This window comes from Frankia gtarii (assembly GCF_025403375.1).
Classification (GTDB): domain Bacteria; phylum Actinomycetota; class Actinomycetes; order Frankiales; family Frankiaceae; genus Frankia; species Frankia gtarii.
Genome location: NZ_JAMPTM010000047.1, coordinates 1 through 19,111 on the forward strand (window position 1 = coordinate 1; position 19,111 = coordinate 19,111).

Genomic DNA, 19,111 nt, shown 5'->3' on the forward strand with positions numbered 1-19,111 from the left:
ACCCCACCCAGACCCGCTATGAGCTCGCGGACGGCACGGTGCGCGGGAACAGTGAACATCTCCGGGGCCAGCGTGTCGAACATCGGCCCTACAAGTCCCGGAAACTGGACCGCGAGTTTGAGCGCCTCACGCTCCACGATCACGACCGGATCTGTTGCGGCGGGCTCCCGGCGGCCCGCGGCCGACGCGACGGACGCGGAGTGGCCGCCGCCGGCCTGCTGCGCCCGGTGCTCGGCGACCCGGCGCGCCACGAACCTCTCGTCGAGGAAGCCCAGCCAGCGGTCCAGGTTCACCGCGTAGCCGTGGCGCAGGCCGGCGTCCTTGATCCTGTTGATCAACGGCGCGGCGGCGTCCAGAGCGGCGAGGCGGCCCTCGGTGGTGTCGAGGTTGTAGCGGCCGAGAACCCCACGGATCGCGAACTCCACGAGCGGGACGCGCCGCGCGATCAACTCGCGCACCGCGGCGTCCCCACCGCGCATCCACAGCTCGCACGGGTCGAGCCCGGCGGGTTCCACCGCGACGAATGTCTGGGTGGCGAAGCGCTCCTCGTGCTCGAAGGCCCGCAGGGCCGCCTTCTGACCGGCGGTGTCACCGTCAAAGGTGAAGATCACTTCGCCGTGGCGCTCGTCGGAGTCCATGAGCAGCCGGCGCACGACGGCGACGTGCTCCGGGCCGAAGGCGGTCCCACAGGTCGCCACGGCGGTGGTGACCCCGGCGAGATGGCAGGCCATCACGTCGGTGTAGCCTTCGACCACCACGACCTGGTAACGCCGGGCGATGTCGCGGCGGGCCAGCTCCGCCCCGTAGAGCAGGCTCGCCTTCTTGAACAGCGGCGTCTCGGGCGTGTTGAGATACTTGGGACCGGCGCCCGGTGTGTCGTCCTCGGCGAGGCGACGCCCGCCGAAGCCGACCACCTCACCGGCGAGGTCTCGGATCGGCCACATGAGCCGGTGATGGAATCGATCGATCAGGCCCCCGCGGGATCCCTGTTTGGACAGCCCCCCGAGCACGAGTTCCTCGCCGGTGAAGCGGCGTGACAGCAGATGGCGGGTGAGCGCGTCCCAGCCGGTCGGGGCGTAGCCGACGCCGAAGCGCTGTGCCGCGGTGAGGTCGAAGCCGCGGGCGGTGAGGAAGTCCCAGCCGGCCCGGGCCGAGGGATGGCCGCCGAGTTGCTCGGCGTAGAACTCGGCCGCGATCCGGTGCGCCTCCAGCAGTCGCTGACGCTGGCTGGACACGGTCCGGCCGGTGGTGCCACCGCCCTCGAAGGTCAGCGTGACCCCGGCTCGGCGGGCCAGCCGCTCGGCGGCCTCCCGGAAGCTCAGCCCGTCGATCTCGCGGACGAAGGAGTAGACGTCGCCGCCCTGCTGGCAGCCGAAGCAGTGGAACAGACCGGTGGCCACGTTGACGTAGAAGGAGGGTGACTTCTCCTCGTGGAACGGGCAGAGCCCGACCAGCTCGTTGCGCCCTGCCGGGCGAAGCTGGACGTGGTCGGAGACGACGTCCGCGATCGGCGAGCGCTCCCGGACCAGGGCGACGTCGGCGTCACGGATTCGTCCGGCCACCCGTCCCTCCCCTCGTCCGTGTCGGGCGAGAGGTACCTCGCCCGGGGCAGAACGCCCGCCAGTAGTGCGCCATCCCATCGCCGCGGAACCGACCGCCACGGCACCGGCGCCGGACCCCCGGCCAATGTCGGCGGTGACGGCGGACGCGGCGCCGCTCACATCGGTCCTACCGGTGCGATGGTACGTGTCGTAAGCACGACAGTACCGATCATGCCACGTGAATGTTGAGGACAATGGCCGCCACCTGCACACCTGTGCGGAAGATCAGCCCCGCGGCCGGCCGTGGCGACCCTCCCTAAGGCGGGGGATGCACCCCTGCCCCCTTCGGGGACGGCGTCGCTCCCCCCGCCGGGGGAGCGACGATCACCCGTCGGAGGGACCCGGGGTCACCCCTCGACGCGCGCCAGCCGGGACGGCGCCACCCGCACCCGCCGCGGGCTGTCGCCGACCGGCGTGCGGGCTCAGAGCACACGATGCACCGGCCGTCCGCTCAGCGCGGCGTGACGCCGCTCGGCACTCGCATCCGTCAGGCGGGCCACCTGGTCGACGACCACCCGCAGCCGGGCGGCGTCGTCCGGTGCCGCCTCGAAACGGGCACGCAACGACGGGTCCAGTGACCGCGGCGCGGCGCGCAGCAACAGTTCCACCAGTTCGGCGACGACCTCCCGCTGCCGGGCCTGCCGGGTCCGCGCGCCCGGCCGCTCCATGACGTACCACGCGGTGACCCCCTTGAGGGCGGCGCACTCGGCCACCGTGGCGGGATCCACCGCCAGGTCCGCGCCGTAGCGCCGCAGCGGCCCGGTGGGGTGGCGTTCCCGGGTGGAACGCACCGCCGCGCGGGAGAACCGTGCGATCAGCTCGCTCGTCATCGCCCGCAGCGCCGCCTGGCCGCGGGCCGACGTGATCTCCGAGCGGATCCACCAGGGCTGGGCACGCAGCATGTCCAGGGCCGCCGACACCGCCGCCGCCGAGACGCCGTAGCGCCGCGCGGTGGCGGCGGCCAGCTCCTCGCGGTGCCCCGGGTCGTCGAGCGCGGCGAGCTCGATGTGCCCGCCCACGACCCCGTCCTCAAGATCGTGGACCGAGTAGGCGACGTCGTCGGCCCAGTCCATGATCTGGGCCTCGAAGCACCGCCGCCCCGGCGGCGCACCCGCGCGCACCCACTCCAGCATGGGCAGGTCGTCGTCGTAGGCGCCGAACTTCCCCGCGTGCTCCGGCGGGGCGTCCCGGCGCACCCAGGGGTACTTGGTCGCGGCGTCCAGGCTTGCACGCGTCAGGTTCAGCCCCGCGCTGCGCCCCTCCTCGTCAACGATCTTGACTTCCAGTCTCGTCAGCTCCCGCAGGCTCTGTGCGTTGCCCTCGAACCCGCCGCAGGCTGCCGCCGCCTCGTTCAGCGCCAGCTCACCGTTGTGCCCGAAAGGGGGATGTCCGAGGTCGTGTGCGAGACACGCCGCATCGACGAGGTCCGCATCGGCTCCCAGCTCCGCCGCGAGTTCCCGCCCCACCTGGGCGGTCTCGAGCGAATGGGTGAGCCGAGTACGCGGAAAATCGTCGTCGAGCGGGCCTACGACCTGCGTCTTTCCCGCCAGCCGGCGCAGCGCGCTGGAGTGCAGCACCCGAGCCCGGTCCCGTACGAACGGGGCCCGCGGCACAGGTGTAGCCTTCGGCCGTTCCAAGACCCGACGGACTGTATCCGAAGCGTCATACCACTCACCGACCACGAGGTTGAGCGTATCGGCGCGATTCGGGGACCTCGGCCGATCGCAGCGACGATACTTTGTGCGCACCCTTCACCAATCGGCCCGGAGGCCCGCCGTGGACAAGATCATTAAGTATGGCGCGATCGCGTTCATCGTCTTTTTTGTGGTGACCGCACCAAACAGCGCTGCCAGTATCATCGACCGTGTGTTCGGTTGGCTGCAGTCATGGGCCGACGGGGTGTCCACGTTCGTCACCGACACCGCCCTGTAATGCCAGCCCAGGCAGCCCTGATGTCTGGGACACTACGGGCGTGGTGAGACTTCAGCTCCCGGATCCGGCCCAGCGCGACACCAAGTACCTGGCGTCGCAGGAACGTCTGGTCATGATGGTGCGGCTGCACTGGGCCGTCCTGCTTCCCGTCCTCCTCCAGACCCTGGGTGCGGTGCTGCTCGCCCTGGTGGCGAGCGTCCTGTTCGCCGCGCAGGACGTCGACGCGGGCTTCATCACCACACTGTTGTGGTACTTCGCGCTCTTTATGATCTTGCGAATGCTCTGGAAGGTCGCCGACTGGCAGTTCGATCATCTGATGATCACCGACAAGCGGTTGCTGAAAGTTTCGGGGATCTTCTTCCGCAAGGTCCAGACGATGCCGCTGTCCAAGATCACAGATCTGACCTACAACCGGGATCCACTGGGGCGGCTGCTCGGCTACGGCGAGTTCGTGGTCGAGTCCGCCGGGCAGGACCAGGCCCTATCCAAGATCCAGTTCCTGCCGCGGCCTGACCGGCTCTACCTCACCCTGGTCGACATGACCTTCGGTGGGGCGCCCTCCCCTGCCGGCGACGACTAGACGCTGGCGGCACGCCGATCCAACCCGCGGGGGACGACGCGGGAGTGGCCGAGCCGTCGGACCAGCCGGGCGTGTGACGGCGCCAGGCCTCGGCGGGGCGGCCACGGGCATCACGACAGACAGCGGGGCCGGGGGACGACGTCCTTCCGGCCCCGCTGCCGTCACGCACCATCTCCCGGTCCGGCGCCGCGGGGCACCGCGCGCCGGTGCCGGGAGGAGGACGGTCAGCGCAGCAGGTCGCGGGCCGCCTCGACGATGTGCTTCGCCGAGATGCCGGCGGCGTCGAGCAGCTCCTCGGGCGTGCCGGAACCAGGCAGGGAACGCACCGCGAGATGACGAACGGACAGCGGCAGCCCGCTGTCGTCCAGCGCCCCGAGCACGGCGCTGGCCAGGCCGCCCTCCGGGTAGTGATCCTCGGCGACGACGATGCGCCCGCCGGTGGCCCGGGCGGCGTCAAGCAGGGTCGCGGCATCGACCGGCTTGACCGAGTAAAGGTCGATCACTCGGGCGGCGACCCCCTCCGCGGCGAGCGTGTCGGCCGCGGCCAGGGCCTGGTGCAGGGTGACGCCGGCACCGATGAGCGTGACGGTGTCGCCGTCCGAACGGCGCAGCACCTTGGAGCCGCCGGGGGCGAACGGCTCGTCCGGACCGTAGAGCACCGGGTAGGCGCCACGCGTGGTGCGCAGGTAGCTCACCCCGGACAGGTCGGCCATGATCTCGACGAGCTTGGCGGCGGACGTCGCGTCGCTCGGGTAGAGCACCGTCGACCCGCCGACGGCCCGCATCATCGCCAGGTCCTCCAGCGCCATCTGCGACGGACCGTCCGCGCCGATCTCCACCCCGGCGTGGCTGCCGGACAGCCGGATGTCGGCCTGGGAGATCGCCGCCATCCGGATGAAGTCGTAGGCGCGGGAGAAGAAGGCGGCGAAGGTGGAGGCGAACGGCACGTAGCCGCGCACCGACAGGCCGACCGCCGCCGCGACGAGCTGCTGCTCGGCGATGAAGATCTCGAAGAACCGGTCCGGGTACGCCTTGCCGAAGTCCTCGGAGTACGTCGAGTTGCTCACCTCGGCGTCGAGGGCGACGACATCGGTGCGCGCCCCGAGGGCGGCCAGCGCCTGCCCGTAGGCCCGCCGCGTCGCGACCTTGGCCCCGAGCTCGTAGCTGGGCAGGGTGATCGCCGGCCGACTGAAGGGCTCCGGGCGCGGGAAGTCCGGCCCCGGCACCGGGCCGCGGATGCGCAGGTTGCGCTCGCCGCCGAGCTCGGCGATGGCACGCTCGGCCATGTCGGGCGGGAAGGGCTTGCCGTGCCAGCCCTCCTTGTCGGAGGTCTCCGAGAAGCCGGCGCCCTTGTGGGTGCGGGCGAGGATGACGGTCGGCCGGGTCGCGTCCTCGGCGTCGGCGAGCGCCTCGTCGATCGCGGCGATGTCGTGGCCGTCGACGACGACCGCGCGGGCGCCGAACGACTCGACCCGCTTGGCGTAGGTGTCGAGATCCCAGCCGAGCTCGGTCGGGCCGCGCTGGCCGAGCCGGTTGACGTCGACGATCGCAATGAGGTTCGACAGGTTGTAGTAGGACGCCTTGTCCAGCGCCTCCCAGACCGACCCCTCCGCCATCTCACTGTCGCCGCAGATCACCCAGACGCGGTAGGGCACCTTGTCCAGGTACTTGCCGGCGAGCGCCACCCCCACGCCGTCGGGCAGGCCCTGCCCGAGCGAACCGGTGGCGACGTCGACCCAGGGCAGGATCGGGGTGGGGTGGCCCTGCAGCCGCTCACCGAAGCGGCGGTAGCCGTTGATGAGCTCGGCGTCGCTGACGACCCCGACCGCCTTGAAGATCGAGTAGATCAGCGGGGAGGCGTGCCCCTTCGAGAAGATGAGGTGGTCGTTCGCCGGGTCCTCGGGGTTGTCCCAGTCGTAGCGCAGGTGCCGGGCGACGAGGGCGGCCAGCACGTCCGCAGCGGACATCGAAGAGGTGGGATGTCCGGAACCGGCCGAGGTGCTGCTGCGCACCGAGTCGACCCGCAGCTGCTGCGCAAATTCCCGGACTGTCTCCAGATCGGCCGTCCCGACCGCACTCTCGGATACGGGAGTTGCCACGCCAGTCTCCTTCGGAAGTCGTTACACTCACGGAAGGTAATCTCCGGAGTGTTGTCGCACGCGTCGGGTGGCCGTCTCCGCCGCCTTGCGTCACTGCCGCTTGTCGCACTACCCTTTCACCCGGCGATCCGAACCGTACCAGCGTGGGTGACCACCGAAGAGGGTCGAACGCGCCGCGGGTAGGTCACATCGAAAAATCACCCGATATCGCCCTCTGGCCGTCCCACGACCCTCGGCCGCCCCACCGCTGCCCACCGCCGCGTGGCGGCGCGCAGCCCCGGCGGGTGATCCGCCCACCGCGCCGGAAGGTGCCGAGCCGGTCAGTGCCGGCGGCAGGCCCATCCGCGCCGGGAAACGCCCGCCGCTGGAAACGCCCGCACCGGGAGCAGAGCTCAGACCGCCCGCGTGGTCGCCGAGGGTGGCGATGCCCGGTGGAAAAGCTGGTACCAGCGGTAGCCGATGCCCTCGCGAATGATGTAGCGGACCTTCGTGTCGATGCCGTGGACCGCCGGGCCGCGGGTGACCGGCGACGTGGCCGCGTCCAGCCCGAGGTCGCGTGCCATCGTCCGGGATCGCAGGCTGTGCCAGGGATCGGTGACCAGGACTGTCGACCGCCAGTGCCGGGTGTTCATGACACCGGCGACGGCCGTCAGCGAACCAAGGGTGTCCGAGCCCTCCGGGATGACGATCACCCGATCCGCGGGGATGCCGCGGCGGCGCAGGTACGCGGCGCCGGCCTCGGCCTCGGTGTAGCGGTCGCCGGGCTGCTTGCCGCCGATGGTGATCACGTTCGGTGCGACGCCCTGCCGATAGAGCTCCAGCGCATGGTCCAGGCGGGCGGCGAAGACCGCCGAGGGGCGCCCGTTGTACTGCGAAGCTCCGAGGACGACCAGGGTGTCGGAGGTGGGCCGGTGATCCTCCCGGCCCACCCACCACACCTGACCGAACGTCACCACGGTCAGGACGACGATGGCGACCACGACCGCGACCACAGCCCGGACCGCCCACCGCCACCAGGGAACCTGATACCAGGTCGCGCGGAAGGGATGGACGGCGAGGCTAGGACGGGACAGACCCACGCGATGGAACAGTAGCCCTCGTCGGGGACTATCCGACGCAGCGCGGCCTATGTGCACGTTCGTTCTGGTTCTTTCGCGGGTGACCGGACGGCGGTCCGGAGGCGGCGTCAGTGGCCGGCGGTGGACAGCGAGCCGAGCGCCTCCCAGTCCAGGGTTCCCGCCGTGAGATCCCGGATCCGGGCGAGCAGGCCGAGCCGGGCCGCGCGGACCGCCGGATCCGGATCCATCACCATCAGCGCGTCGAAGAACCCGTCGATCGCGGCCGGCAACTCCCCCGCCGCGGCGACCAACTCGCCGAGCGGCACGACTGCCGAGTGAGCGGGCGAACCTGCCGGCGCGTCGAGGCGCCCCGCCAACGCGGTGACCACGGCCAGGAGTCGGGCGGCGGCCGGCTCGACGAGCCGCTCGGCGTCTGCGGTGGCGGGGGTGTCGGCCGGAACGATGCGGCGGACCCGCTGCAGCGCCGCCGCCAGGGCGGCGAACCCGGCCGGGTCGCCCACCGCCGCCGCCGCCGCTGCTGCGGGCGGCTGGCCGGCGCCGGCCAGCGCCGCCCCGGCGGGCTCTCCGAGCAGCCTGCGCAGCGTCGCGAGGGTGCTCGCCGCGCGTGCCGGCGTGCCGGTGAGCGGGGCTACCGCGCCGACCAGGCGGTGGTCGATCCCGCTGTCGAGCAGCTGCTGGGTGTAGCGACCGCGGACGAACGCCTCGGCCGCCGCGAGCGCCTGCGGGGACACCGGCACCGGGGTGAGCCGGGCCGCCCGGGCGAGGAGGTCGGCGATGTCGAGGCTGGCGAGCTCGGGCCGGCTGCCGAGGATCGCGGCCGCGCCAAGCGCCGCCCGGCGCAGCCCGAACGGGTCGGAGCTGCCCGTCGGCGCGGCGTCCAGGGCGAACAGCCCGACGAGCAGGTCGAGCCGGTCGGCGAGGGCGAGCAGCGAGCCGCCGATGGTGGCGGGCAGGTCGTCGCCGGCCCGCCGCGGCAGCTCCATCTCGTAGAGCGCGGTGGCGACGGCCTCGGGCTCGCCGGCCCGGCGGGCGTACTCCCGGGCCATCGTGCCGGCGAGGCTGGACAGCTCGATCACCATCTGGGTGGCCAGGTCGAACTTGGCGAGAGCGGCCGCGCGCTCCAACGCCGCCCGGTCGGCGGCACCGAGGCCGATCTCGTCGCCGAGCGCGCCGGCCAGCGCCCCGATCCGATCCGCCCGGTCGGCGACCGAGCCGAGCCGCTGTTCGAAGGTGAGCTTCGCGAGCCCGGCACGGAAGGTCTCCAACGGCACCTTGACGTCGGCGTCGTAGAAGAACGCGGCGTCGGTGAACCGGGCGCGGATGACGTCCTCGTTGCCGGCGCGCACCAGCGCGTCGTCGACGTTGCCGTCGGCGACGGCGACGAAGGCCGGCAACAGCCGACCAGCGGCGTCGCGCACGGGCAGGTACCGCTGGTGCTTGCGCATGACGGTGGTGAGGATCTCCGCGGGCAGCTCCAGGAAGCGGCCCTCGAAGGAGCCCAGCAGCGGCCGCGGGAACTCGACGAGGTTCGTCACCTCGGCGAGGGTGTCGGCGTCGGCCACGGGATCGATGTGGCCGCCGGTGTCCGCGGTGAGCTTGGCGGCCGCCTCGACGATGAGGTCGCGGCGCACCGCCGGGTCGAGCAGGATCGAGCGGGCGGCGAGCAGCTCCGGATAGCCGCGGGCGGAGGCCACCTCGATCGGCGGTGATCCGGCCCGCCGATGGCCCAGGGTGGTCCGGCCGGCGGCGAGGGAGGACACCGCGACCGGCACCACCACCTCACCGAGCAGGGCAACGAGCCAGCGCACCGGACGGCTGAAGGACAGCGCCGGATCGTTCCAGCGCATGTTGCGCTCCGCGCGCAGCCCGGCGACGAGCTCGCCGAGGAGCTCGGCCAGCACCTCGGTGGCGTCCCGGCCGGCCTCGGTGCGGACCACCGCGACGTGCTCGACGTCGCGGTGGGTGACGGTCTGCAGATCCGCCGGGTCCGCGCCCTGGCCGCGGGCGAAACCGACGGCGGCCTTCGTCGGCGCACCCGCGGCGTCGTAGGCGGCCGTGACCCGCGGACCGCGCACCACGCGCTCGACGTCCGGCTCCCGCGGGGCGACGTCGTCGACGATCGCGACGATCCGGCGGGGGGTGCCCAGCACGCGCACGTCGCCGTGGGTGAGGCGGGTGGCGGCCAGCCGGTCGAGCAGGCCGGCGCGCACCGTCTCCACCGTCCGGGTCACCTCGGCCGCGGGCAGCTCCTCCGTGCCGATCTCGAACAGCAGGGTGGCCGGCTCGCGCACCGGAGTGGGCACGGCGGCCGGCACGGCGGGCGGGGGCGGCGTGGCCACGCCGAGCGGGTGGCCGAGCTCCTCGCGGCGGTCCCGCCACAGGGCCGCGACCTCGCGGGACAGCCCGCGCATCTGCGCGAAGGAGGTCGCCCGCTCGGTGGTCGACACCGCTCCGCGCGAGTCGAGGATGTTGAACGCGTGCGAGCACTTCAGCACGTAGGAGTGCGCCGGGACCGGCAGCCGGGCGTCGACGAGCCGGCGGGCCTCGGCGGCGTAGTCGGCGTAGAGGCGGCGCACGGTGTCGATGTCGGCATCGTCGAGGTAGTACCGCGACATCTCGTACTCGGCCTGGCCGAACACCTCGCCGTAGGAGATGCCCGGGGCGTAGGCGAGCTCGCTGAAGTGGCGAACCCCCTGCAGCGCCATGAGGATGCGTTCCATGCCGTAGGTGATCTCGACGCTGGTGGTGTCGAGGGTCTGGCCGCCGGCCTGCTGGAAGTAGGTGAACTGGGTGATCTCCAGTCCGTCGAGCCACACCTCCCAGCCGAGCCCCCAGGCGCCGAGCGCGGGTGAGGCCCAGTTGTCCTCGACGAAGCGGACGTCGTGGGCGGCGGTGTCGACCCCGATCGCGGCCAGGCTACCGAGGTAGAGCTCCTGGGCATTGCCCGGGTCGGGCTTGAGGATCACCTGGAACTGGGTGTGCGTCTGCAGGCGGTTGGGGTTCTGGCCGTAGCGGGAGTCGTCGGGGCGGACCGAGGGCTCCACGTAGGCCACCCGCCACGGCTCCGGACCGAGCACCCGCAGCACCGTGGCCGGGTTGAGCGTACCGGCGCCGACCTCGGTGTTGAACGGCTGCATGATCATGCAGCCCCGGTCGGTCCAGTAGCGGGTCAGCGCCAGCAACGCGTCCTGCATGGTCAACATCGGGTGAGCCTCGGCTTTTCGCTGTCACGGTCACGAGCGGGGCGGGGCGCCCCACCCACGGTCCGGCCCCGGGCCGCGCGCGGCGATCTGCCGGGGACAGACCCTCCGATGATCATTGGTGGGTGTCCCGAAGATCCGGCCGGCCCGCTCGCCCTGGGTCCGGTCCCCCCGAGATCCGACACCACGATGCATCGGAGCGCGGAGATCCATGGGTCGGTGATGCTGACCCGAGGCTACCGGTCGGCACCGACAATCCGGCGCCAGGCCGGGCCCGCGCCACGACGTCCCGGCCGCGGGCACCACGGAACACCAGTCGACCAGGGCCCGGTCAGGACGAGCCGGGCGCGGCGGTATCCGCGTCCGCGGCGCGGTCCGAGCGGTAGGTCCTACCGAGGTGGTCGACGTCCCCATCTCCCACCTCGGTAGGACCGACGCCGGGCCGGCCGCCGCCGGTGCCCCGCGCCACGGGCGGGTCCACGGCGGCGAGCACCTCGAAGGCACCGGGCACGTCGACGGCGTGGGCGAGCAGCGGCGTGAGGGCATAACGCACCTCGAACGCGGACAGCGCCCGGCGCCACGGGCCGGGGCCGTCCCACTCGGTGGTCAGCAGCCAGGACGCCGGCTCGTCGAGCGCCCGGGCCAGCCGGCCGGACCGGAAGCCGGCGGCCCGGGCGAGCGCGCCGAGCGCCGCCCGCGCCGCCGCCGGAAAGCCGGCCGCGGCCGCCCCCGGCACCGCGAAGCGGATCTCGGCGACCACCGGCGCCCCGGAACCCGCGGCCGCCCAGCCGCCGCCGACACCCCCGGGCTCGGGTCCGCCACCCACCGTCGGGCCCGGCCGGGCCGGACCGGCATCCGTGAGCTCGCCGGCGCCGGCGTCGGCCGGCCGGTCAGGCACGATGGGCGACGATCCCGCCGTAGCGCCGGTCGCGGCGGGCGTACTCCTCGCACGCCTGCCACAGATTGCGCCGGTCGAAGTCGGGCCACAGCGTCTCGACGAACGAGAACTCGGCGTAGGCCGCCTGCCAGAGCAGGAAGTTGCTCAGCCGCTGCTCGCCGGACGTCCTGATGACCAGGTCAAGGTCGGGCATGTCGGGCTCGTCGAGGTAGCGGCTCACCGTGGCCTCGTCGATCCGGTCGGCCCGAAGCCGCCCCTCGCGCACGTCCCGGGCGATCGCCGCCGCCGCGTCCGCGATCTCGGCCCGCCCGCCGTAGTTCACGCACATCACCAGCGTGAGCCGGTCGTTGTCGCGGGTACGCTCCTCCGAGGACTCCAAGCGCCGGATCACGTTCCCCCAGAGCCGCGGTCGGCGCCCCGCCCACCGCACCCGCACCCCGAGCGCTTCCATGTCCGCGATCCGCCGGCCGAACACCTTGTCGGTGAAGCCCATCAGGAACGCCACCTCGTCCGGCGAACGCTTCCAGTTCTCCGTCGAGAAGGCGTACACCGACAGCCATCGCACGCCGAGCTCGATCGCACCCTCGACGCAGTCGAACAGCGCGTCCTCCCCGGCCTCGTGCCCCTTCGTCCGGGCGAGCCCGCGCCGCTTGGCCCAGCGGCCATTTCCGTCCATGACGATGCCCACGTGCCGTGGCACCAGGCTGCGCGGCAGCGCCGGGGGCCGGGCCCCTGAGGGATGGGGGTGCGGATCACGGAACCGCGTCCCCACGTCATTGCGCAAAGTCACTGCCTACCTCCCCAGAACCGGCCGGGGCAGCGCCGAGCCGTCATCCGTCGTACCGGTACCTGCCATCGCCACCCCGTCCCCCTGCCAACGCCGGATCGCGCCGGGAGCGCCCACCGCCGCTGTCCACCTCACCATGTCCGTCCTCGTCCCCTCCCAGCGCATCCCCGACCAGCGCGTCCCCAACCAGCACGTGTCCCCTGACCGGCACGTGTCCCCCGACCGGCGCCCGGCGAGTCGTGGACCGACCGGAACGACGCCGTCCCGGCGCGACTACTCGAACAGCGCGGTCCCGCGCCGGCCCGGCCACGGCCACTCATGCCCGTTCCAGATGCGGTAGCGCGCGCAGCCCCCGTTCGAGATGCCACTGGAGATAGGCGGCGACGATGCCACCGGCCTCCCGCCGGGCGCGGACATCGCTGACCAACGCGCCGTCCCAGTCGCCGCGCAACAGGTCGGTGAGGAGCCGCACCGCCCCCGCCGAGACCGACGCGGCGCCGTGCGGACGACATTGCGGGCACACTACGCCGCCGCCCGCGACGGACAACGACAGGTGCTGCCCCGGCTCCCCGCACCGCGCGCAGTCGTCCAGGGCCATGCCGTAGCCGGACACCGCCAGCGATCGAAGCAGGAAGGCATCCAGCACGAGCGGAGCCGGCCGCTGCCCCGCGGCCAGGGTGCGCAGACCACCGACGAGCAGCAGGAACAGCCGCAACCCGGGCTGACGCTCCTCGCTGGTCAGCCGCTCGGCGGTCTCGAGCATCACGGCCGCGGCGGTGTGCCGGCCGTAGTCGAGCGCGATCGTCGCCCCGTAGGGGGAGATGATGTCGGCCTGGGTGACGGTGTCCAGCGACCGGCCGGAGTGCAGCATCAGATCGACATGCGTGCCCGGCTCCAGCCGGGAGCCGAACCGCGAGGACGTCTTACGCACACCCTTGGCTACGGCCCGGACCCGGCCGTTACGCCGAGTGAGCACGGTGATGATGCGGTCCGCCTCGGCGAGAGGGGTCGTTCGCAGGACGACCCCTTCGTCGCGATACACCGGCACCCGCCCATGGTTGCACGACCCTGGGTCGGCACGGTAAGGCGAGGTCATCCGACAGAGGGCGGCGACGCACCAGCCCCGCTTTGCAACCTCCCGTATACAAGGAAGTACAAATAGACAACTCTGCCGATGGATACCGGCCTCGCCTGCACCGCGCGCCGCCGGTTGCGGATGATGGTTCGGTGCGGGTGGTACGGCGGGCGGCGCGAGCAATCCTCATCGACGGCAACGGCCGCCTGGTGCTCTTCCGGCGGACGCTGCCGAAGCGCAAGCCCTACTGGTCCACGCCCGGCGGCGGGGTGGACCGCGAGGACGGCTCGGTGGAGGCTGCGCTGCACCGCGAGCTCGCCGAGGAACTCGGGGCGACGGTCGACCGCGTCCAGCAGGTGTTCCTCACCAGCCCGCCGCGCGGCGACGGGATCGCGGTGTCGCACTTCTTCGTCTGCCGCCTGGTCTCCATGGACCTGAGCAGGCGCACCGGCGAGGAGTTCACGAACCCCGCCAAGGGCCGCTACGACGTCGAACGGATCGATCTGCGCGGCAAGAAGCTCAACCGCTACGCCCTGCAACCGCCGGAGGCCAAGGAATTCATCCTCGCCAACCGCCAGGCGCTGCTGGTCGCCGCACTCACCGACGACGCACCGCCGCTGACCCTCGTCGAAGCCCGCTGCGCCAGCGCCGCGACGAACGCCGACAACGAGGCCGCGCCCTCCGTGGAAATCCCGACCTCGAACCAGACCGCGAGCTCGGACGAGACCGAGGGCTCGGACCAGACCGCGAGCTCGGACCAGGCCGCACGGTGGGACGAGACTGCGGCCTCAGACGGATCCGCGACTCGCCGCGGGCCCTTGGCCCCCCAGGGGGCCCCAGCCGCCGGGGAGGCCCTGACCGCCGCGGTGCCAGCAGCCGACGGCGAGGCCGCCGAGCCCGTGCGGAGCCGGCGCCGAGCTATGCCACCGATGCTGGAGATCGTCGATGGGGCCGTCGTCCAAGAGGGGTCGGCCGTGACCAGACCCCTGCCGCCGCCTGCGCCCTGGTGGCGGCGGTGGGCGTCGCGACGGGGAAGGCCATAGGTGCAACCCGAGACTTCGGAAGTTCGGGACACCTGAATGGTCCCGAATCCTTCTCGCGACGCCAGATAGTCACTTAGCCAGGCCTTGAGCTTGTTGATCTGTCGTTCGACCGGTGCTCCGCTCGTAGTGGTTGCATCGGAAATTGCTGAAGGTTGATGGCGGCTGGCGGACCGGTCTTCCCACTTTACGCGATCGACTGGGCACGGAATGTACCGACGGTCGGCATGATCTGCGACCCGGGGGCTGCACTCGTCCCTTGCCACCGCCACCGCGATGGTTCGTTCCGGGCAGGGCGAGCGGGGAAGGCGGCGACCGTGCTGCTCGGTGGCGGCCTGGGACCGACCCGGCTAGAAACCCAGGCGGCGTAGCTGGCGGGGGTCTCGCTGCCAGTCCTTGGCGACCTTGACGTGCAGGTCCAGGAAGACCGGCGTCCCGAGCAGCGCCTCGATCTGCCCGCGGGCCCGGGTGCCGACCGCCTTGAGTCGGGAGCCGCCGGCGCCGATGACGATCGCCTTCTGGCTGGGCCGCTCGACGAAGACGTTGACCCGCACGTCCAGCAGCGGGTTCTGCGGTGATCGGCCCTCCCGGGGGATCATCTCCTCGACGACCACCGCCAGCGAGTGGGGCAGCTCGTCGCGGACCCCTTCCAGCGCCGCCTCCCGGACCAGCTCGGCAACCATGACCTGCTCGGGCTCGTCGGTCAGCTCGCCGCCGGGGTACAGCGCGGGCCCCTTCGGCAGCCGGGCTGCCAGCAGTTCGGCGAGCACGTCCACCTGGTAGGAGCGGATGGCGCTGACCGGGACGATGTCGCTGAACTCGCCGAGGGCGGCGACGTCGAGCAGCCGCGCGCCGATCCGGTCCGCGTCGCCGACCTTGTCGGTCTTGGTCAGGATGGCCACCACCGGTGTCCGTTTCGGCAGGCGGGACAGCTCCTCGGCGATGAAGCGGTCACCGCGGCCCACGGGCTCGTCGGCGGGCATGCAGAACCCGACGACGTCGACCTCGGACAGGGTGGCCCGCACGACGTCGTTGAGCCGCTGCCCAAGCAGGGTGCGGGGTCGGTGCAGGCCGGGCGTGTCGACGAGGACGAGCTGGGCGTCGGCGCGGTGCACGATGCCCCGGATGGCGTGCCGGGTCGTCTGCGGCCGGCCGCTGGTGATGGCGACCTTGGTACCGACAAGGGCGTTGGTCAACGTCGATTTGCCGGCGTTGGGCCGGCCGACGAGGCAGGCGAACCCGGACCGGAACTCGATCGGGGTCGTGCCGCCGGGGGCGGGGCTTGGGGTCGACACGTCAGCTGGTCGCCCTGCGGCGGGCCACGCCGTCGGTGCCACCGAGGAAGACGGGGACGCCGGTGCCGAACTCGGCGAGGGTGGCAAGGTCATCGCTCGCAATTTCGTCACCCTCGGTAACAACAGCCGCGGCCTCGAAGCGGCGGGCCCCGCTGGAGACCGCCGCGGCCACGGCCGCCCGCAGAGCCGAGATCGCCAGCTCGGGCCGGCTCAGGCCGACGGTGGCGGCGGCGTAGGTGCGGCCGTCGGTGTCGCGCAGGGCCGCGCCCTCGGCGGGCTGGCCCTCGGGGACATGAGCGCGCAGCCGCGCCGAGCGGGCCAGGACGAGCAGCTTCGCGTCCTCCGCGGCCAGGTCGAGGGCCGCCCCGGCGGGCGCGGTCGCCGGCCTGGTCGGATCTGGGGTCACGAGATCACCTTTCCGTGCTGTGATGAGCGCCCGGCCGGCTCACCGCCGTCTGCTCCGCCCGAGGCTGGGTCGTCGGCGCGGGCCTGCGGGCGCGGCGGGCGGCTGACGACGATCGTGCCGATCTGGTTGCGCCGGCCGGCCGCCCGTTCCGCGGACAGCCGGAGGCCGCCGACCGTCACCGTCGCGCCCGGAATGGGCACCCGCCCCAGGGCAGTGGCCAGCAGGCCACCGACGGTCACCGAGTCGTCCGCGCCGGGCAGCTCGTCGACGTCGAAGTCGAACAGTTTGGCGAGGCCGTCCACGTCGAGCCGGGCGGTGACCCGGGCCGTGTCGGGATCGAGCCACTCCACCGGTGCCACCTCGCTGTCGTACTCGTCGGTGATCTCGCCGACGATCTCCTCGAGGATGTCCTCGATGGTCACGAGCCCGGCGGTCCCACCGTACTCGTCGATGACGATCGCCATGTGGGTCCGCGACGCCTGCATCTCCCGCAGCAGATCGTCGGCGGGCTTGCTCTCCGGTACGAGCACGGGCGCACGCATGATCTCGGCGATGGGGCCGTCCTCGTCGCCGTCGCGCTCGCGGCGGACCATGTCCTTGAGGAAGGCGATCCCCACGACGTCGTCGACGCTTTCGCCGATCACCGGGATCCGGGAGAAGCCGCTGCGCAGGGCGAGCGAGAGGGCCTGGCGGACGGTCTTCGTCGACTCGATGAACACCATGTCCGGCCGGGGCACCATCACCTCCCGGACGAGGGTGTCCCCCAGCTCGAACACCGACGCGATCATGTCGCGTTCGCCGCGCTCGATGACCTCGTTCTCCTCGGCGAGGTCGACCAGGTCACGCAGCTCCGCCTCGGAGGCGAAGGGCCCGTCACGGAACCCTGGACCCGGAGTGACAGCGTTACCCAGCGCGATGAGCAGGCGCGGCAGCGGCCCGAAGATCCGGGCGAGGCGGACGGTGAGCCCGGCGGTGGCGAGCGCGACCGCCGGCGCGTGCTGGCGGCCGAGCGTCCGGAACATCACCCCGACGAGGATGTAGGCGATCAGGGTCGCCACCAGCGTGCCCAGCCCGACCGCGGCGAGGCCCGTGCCGTAGGCGTGCGCGAACAGGATCGTCAGGCAGGCGGCGGCGAGCATCTCGCCGACGATCCGCAGGAGCAGCAGCAGCGCGAGGAAACGGCCGGGGTCGGCGACCACGGTGGCGAGGTTCACCGCGCCCGCCCGCCCCTGGCGCGCGAAGTTCTCCACCGACACCCGCGACACCCTGGTCAGGGCCGCGTCCACGCAACCGAGCCCCGCGGCGGCGAGGGAGGCGACCACCGTGATGAAGACAAGAAGAAGATCGCCGGAGCTCATCGGCTCCCCCGTGCCGGGGTCAGCGTGCGGCGGTGGGGCCGGGCTCTCCAGCTCCGTCCGCACCGACCGCACCGTCGGCGGGACGTTTCCCGCCGACGGCCTCCACCGCGACATCCCAGGACGCCAGCAGCTTGTTCTGGATCTTCAACATCTCGCGTTCCTCGTCCGGCTCGGCGTGGTCGTACCCGAGCAGGTGCAGGATGCCGTGGGTGCACAGCAGATGCAGCTCGCGTTCGCGGGAGTGCCCCGCCTGCTCCGCCTGCCGACGCGCGACCTCGGGGCAGAGCACCACGTCACCGAGCAGCGTCGTGGGGTCGTCATCGGCCGACTCCGACCAGGATGCGTCGAACGCGTCGTCCTGGGCGAAGGACAGCACGTCGGTCGGGCCCTCCTCGCCCATGTACCGCACGTGCAGGTCGGCCATGGCCTTCTCCTCGACCAGCATCACCGACAGCTCCGCCAGCGGGTTCACCTTCATCGCGTCGAGCACGAACCGGGCGAGCGCCGTCAGCCGGACCTCGTCGACGTCGTTCGCGCCTGACTCGTTGGCGACGAACACGGCCATCAGCTGTCCTCTCCGAACCCCGACACGGTCACCGACGCTCGCGGCGGCCCGGACGGGCGGGCGCCGCCGGAGCACCGGCACGGTCCTCGACGGCGTCCCAGCGGGCGTACGCGTCGACGATCTCGCCCACCAGCCGGTGGCGAACTACGTCGGAGCTGGTCAGAGACGCGAAATGGACGTCCTCGACGCCGTCGAGGATCTCCCGGACGACCCGCAGCCCGCTGCGGGTGCCGCTGGGCAGGTCGACCTGGGTGACGTCACCCGTCACCACGATCTTGGCCCCGAAGCCGAGCCGGGTGAGGAACATCTTCATCTGCTCGGGCGAGGTGTTCTGCGCCTCGTCGAGGATGATGAAGGCATCGTTCAGGGTCCGGCCACGCATGTAGGCCAGCGGGGCGACCTCGATCGTCCCGGCCTGGATCAGCCGCGGGATCGAGTCCGGGTCGATCATGTCGTGCAGCGCGTCGTAGAGGGGGCGCAGGTACGGGTCGATCTTCTCGTACAGGGTGCCCGGCAGGAAGCCGAGTCGCTCCCCCGCCTCGACCGCCGGCCGGGTCAGGATGATCCGGTTGACCTTCTTGGCCTGCAGCGCCTGAACCGCCTTCGCCATCGCCAGGTACGTCTTGCCGGTACCGGCGGGCCCGATCCCGAACACGATCGTGTGGTGGTCGATCGCGTCGACGTAACGCTTCTGGTTGAGCGTCTTGGGCCGGATCGTCCGGCCCCGGTTCGACAGGATGTTGAGAGTGAGGACCTCGGCGGGCCGTTCCTCGGAACCGCTGCGCAGCATCGCCAGGGAGTGGTCGACGTGCTGCGGGCTGAGCTCGGTGCCCGCGTCGAGCAGCGCGATGAGCTCCGCGAACAGCTGCGCGGCCAGCTCGTTCTCCGCCGGCGGACCGGTGATGGTGATCTCGTTGCCGCGCACGTGGATGTCCGAGGAAAACGCCCGCTCGACGGTGCGCAGCAGCTCGTCCTGGTGGCCCAGCAGACTCACCATGCTGTGCGGGCCGGGGACGACGATGCGCGTCGTGACCGGAGCGGGCGACGCGACGGGTGGCGTGACGGATTCGGGCATAGAGAGCGGCCAGCTACGGCCGCGGCACCTCTCGGGATCGATAGCCGTGGTGGATGGTGCGACGCGGCGGCTGGGCCTCAGGTCAGCGCCCCGCCGAGGCGGGAGCCGCCCACCGAAAGCC

The 19,111-nt window shown here is 72.1% G+C and carries 16 protein-coding genes; 3 read left to right on the forward strand and 13 right to left on the reverse strand.

The features are described from left to right. Both dnaG and NBZ83_RS09835 read right to left on the reverse strand, forming a co-directional pair. On the reverse strand, positions 1–1,562 hold a 1,562-nt coding region (gene dnaG / locus NBZ83_RS09830), incomplete at its 3' end, for a DNA primase (RefSeq protein ID WP_261574807.1). 461 nt (positions 1,563–2,023) lie between these two features. Continuing rightward, positions 2,024–3,283, reverse strand: a complete 1,260-nt coding sequence (locus tag NBZ83_RS09835) for a deoxyguanosinetriphosphate triphosphohydrolase (protein WP_261568453.1) — start codon at positions 3,281–3,283, stop codon at positions 2,024–2,026. A 94-nt stretch (positions 3,284–3,377) separates the two neighbouring features. Between NBZ83_RS09835 and NBZ83_RS09840 the strand changes: the two genes are divergently transcribed. Continuing rightward, positions 3,378–3,533 (forward strand): hypothetical protein, encoded by a 156-nt coding sequence (locus NBZ83_RS09840; RefSeq protein ID WP_261568454.1) that lies wholly within the window; start codon positions 3,378–3,380, stop codon positions 3,531–3,533. 40 nt (positions 3,534–3,573) lie between these two features. Further along, entirely contained in the window at positions 3,574–4,113 is a 540-nt protein-coding gene (locus NBZ83_RS09845; protein WP_261568455.1) for a PH domain-containing protein, read from the forward strand. A gap of 224 nt (positions 4,114–4,337) precedes the next feature. On the opposite strand, the gene NBZ83_RS09850 is transcribed toward NBZ83_RS09845, so the two are convergent. From NBZ83_RS09850 to recO, 6 genes are all read right to left on the reverse strand, one after another. Next, positions 4,338–6,212: a transketolase gene (locus tag NBZ83_RS09850; protein ID WP_261568456.1), complete on the reverse strand. Its 1,875-nt coding sequence runs from the start codon at positions 6,210–6,212 to the stop codon at positions 4,338–4,340. A gap of 392 nt (positions 6,213–6,604) precedes the next feature. Next, entirely contained in the window at positions 6,605–7,291 is a 687-nt protein-coding gene (locus NBZ83_RS09855) for a YdcF family protein (protein WP_261568457.1), read from the reverse strand. Positions 7,292–7,398: 107 nt separating this feature from the next. Next, complete coding sequence (locus NBZ83_RS09860) at positions 7,399–10,494, reverse strand: glycine--tRNA ligase (RefSeq protein ID WP_261568458.1); 3,096 nt, start codon at positions 10,492–10,494, stop codon at positions 7,399–7,401. A 328-nt stretch (positions 10,495–10,822) separates the two neighbouring features. Next, the gene (locus tag NBZ83_RS09865; protein WP_261574809.1) at positions 10,823–11,389 is read right to left on the reverse strand and encodes an antibiotic biosynthesis monooxygenase; all 567 of its coding nucleotides are present in this window, start codon (positions 11,387–11,389) and stop codon (positions 10,823–10,825) included. Then, positions 11,382–12,179, reverse strand: coding sequence for an isoprenyl transferase (locus NBZ83_RS09870; RefSeq protein WP_261568460.1), 798 nt, complete (start codon positions 12,177–12,179; stop codon positions 11,382–11,384). The genes NBZ83_RS09865 and NBZ83_RS09870 overlap by 8 nt, the downstream gene beginning before the upstream one ends. Before the next feature lie 313 nt (positions 12,180–12,492). Continuing rightward, a complete protein-coding gene (gene recO / locus NBZ83_RS09875) occupies positions 12,493–13,218 on the reverse strand; it encodes a DNA repair protein RecO (protein WP_261568473.1) in 726 nt (241 codons plus the stop codon). A 185-nt stretch (positions 13,219–13,403) separates the two neighbouring features. On the opposite strand from recO, the gene NBZ83_RS09880 reads away from it, so the two are divergent. Beyond that, positions 13,404–14,294, forward strand: coding sequence for an NUDIX domain-containing protein (locus tag NBZ83_RS09880; RefSeq protein WP_261574810.1), 891 nt, complete (start codon positions 13,404–13,406; stop codon positions 14,292–14,294). Between the two features lie 347 nt (positions 14,295–14,641). Here NBZ83_RS09880 and era read toward each other — a convergent pair whose 3' ends face one another. From era to NBZ83_RS09905, 5 genes are read right to left on the reverse strand one after another with little or no spacing between them, the layout of a single operon-like run. Then, positions 14,642–15,586 carry a GTPase Era gene (era, locus tag NBZ83_RS09885; RefSeq protein WP_261568462.1) on the reverse strand — a complete coding sequence of 315 codons (945 nt, stop codon included), beginning with the start codon at positions 15,584–15,586 and terminating at the stop codon, positions 14,642–14,644. Position 15,587: 1 nt separating this feature from the next. Continuing rightward, complete coding sequence (locus NBZ83_RS09890; RefSeq protein ID WP_261568463.1) at positions 15,588–15,992, reverse strand: cytidine deaminase-like protein; 405 nt, start codon at positions 15,990–15,992, stop codon at positions 15,588–15,590. Next, positions 15,989–17,350 (reverse strand): hemolysin family protein, encoded by a 1,362-nt coding sequence (locus NBZ83_RS09895; RefSeq protein ID WP_261568474.1) that lies wholly within the window; start codon positions 17,348–17,350, stop codon positions 15,989–15,991. Before NBZ83_RS09895 ends, NBZ83_RS09890 begins: the two co-directional genes overlap by 4 nt. Before the next feature lie 19 nt (positions 17,351–17,369). Continuing rightward, positions 17,370–17,915, reverse strand: a complete 546-nt coding sequence (ybeY, locus tag NBZ83_RS09900; protein ID WP_261568464.1) for an rRNA maturation RNase YbeY — start codon at positions 17,913–17,915, stop codon at positions 17,370–17,372. Between the two features lie 28 nt (positions 17,916–17,943). Continuing rightward, positions 17,944–18,990 carry a PhoH family protein gene (locus NBZ83_RS09905; RefSeq protein ID WP_261568465.1) on the reverse strand — a complete coding sequence of 349 codons (1,047 nt, stop codon included), beginning with the start codon at positions 18,988–18,990 and terminating at the stop codon, positions 17,944–17,946. Positions 18,991–19,111 lie beyond the last annotated feature (121 nt).

Excerpts from the sequence above, each read along its gene's own strand:
- NBZ83_RS09895 (WP_261568474.1), bottom strand. The coding sequence starts at position 17,350 with ATGAGCTCCGGCGATCTTCTTCTTGTCTTCATCACGGTGGTCGCCTCC.
- NBZ83_RS09860 (WP_261568458.1), bottom strand. The coding sequence starts at position 10,494 with ATGTTGACCATGCAGGACGCGTTGCTGGCGCTGACCCGCTACTGGACC.
- NBZ83_RS09905 (WP_261568465.1), bottom strand. The coding sequence starts at position 18,990 with ATGCCCGAATCCGTCACGCCACCCGTCGCGTCGCCCGCTCCGGTCACG.
- ybeY (WP_261568464.1), bottom strand. The coding sequence starts at position 17,915 with ATGGCCGTGTTCGTCGCCAACGAGTCAGGCGCGAACGACGTCGACGAG.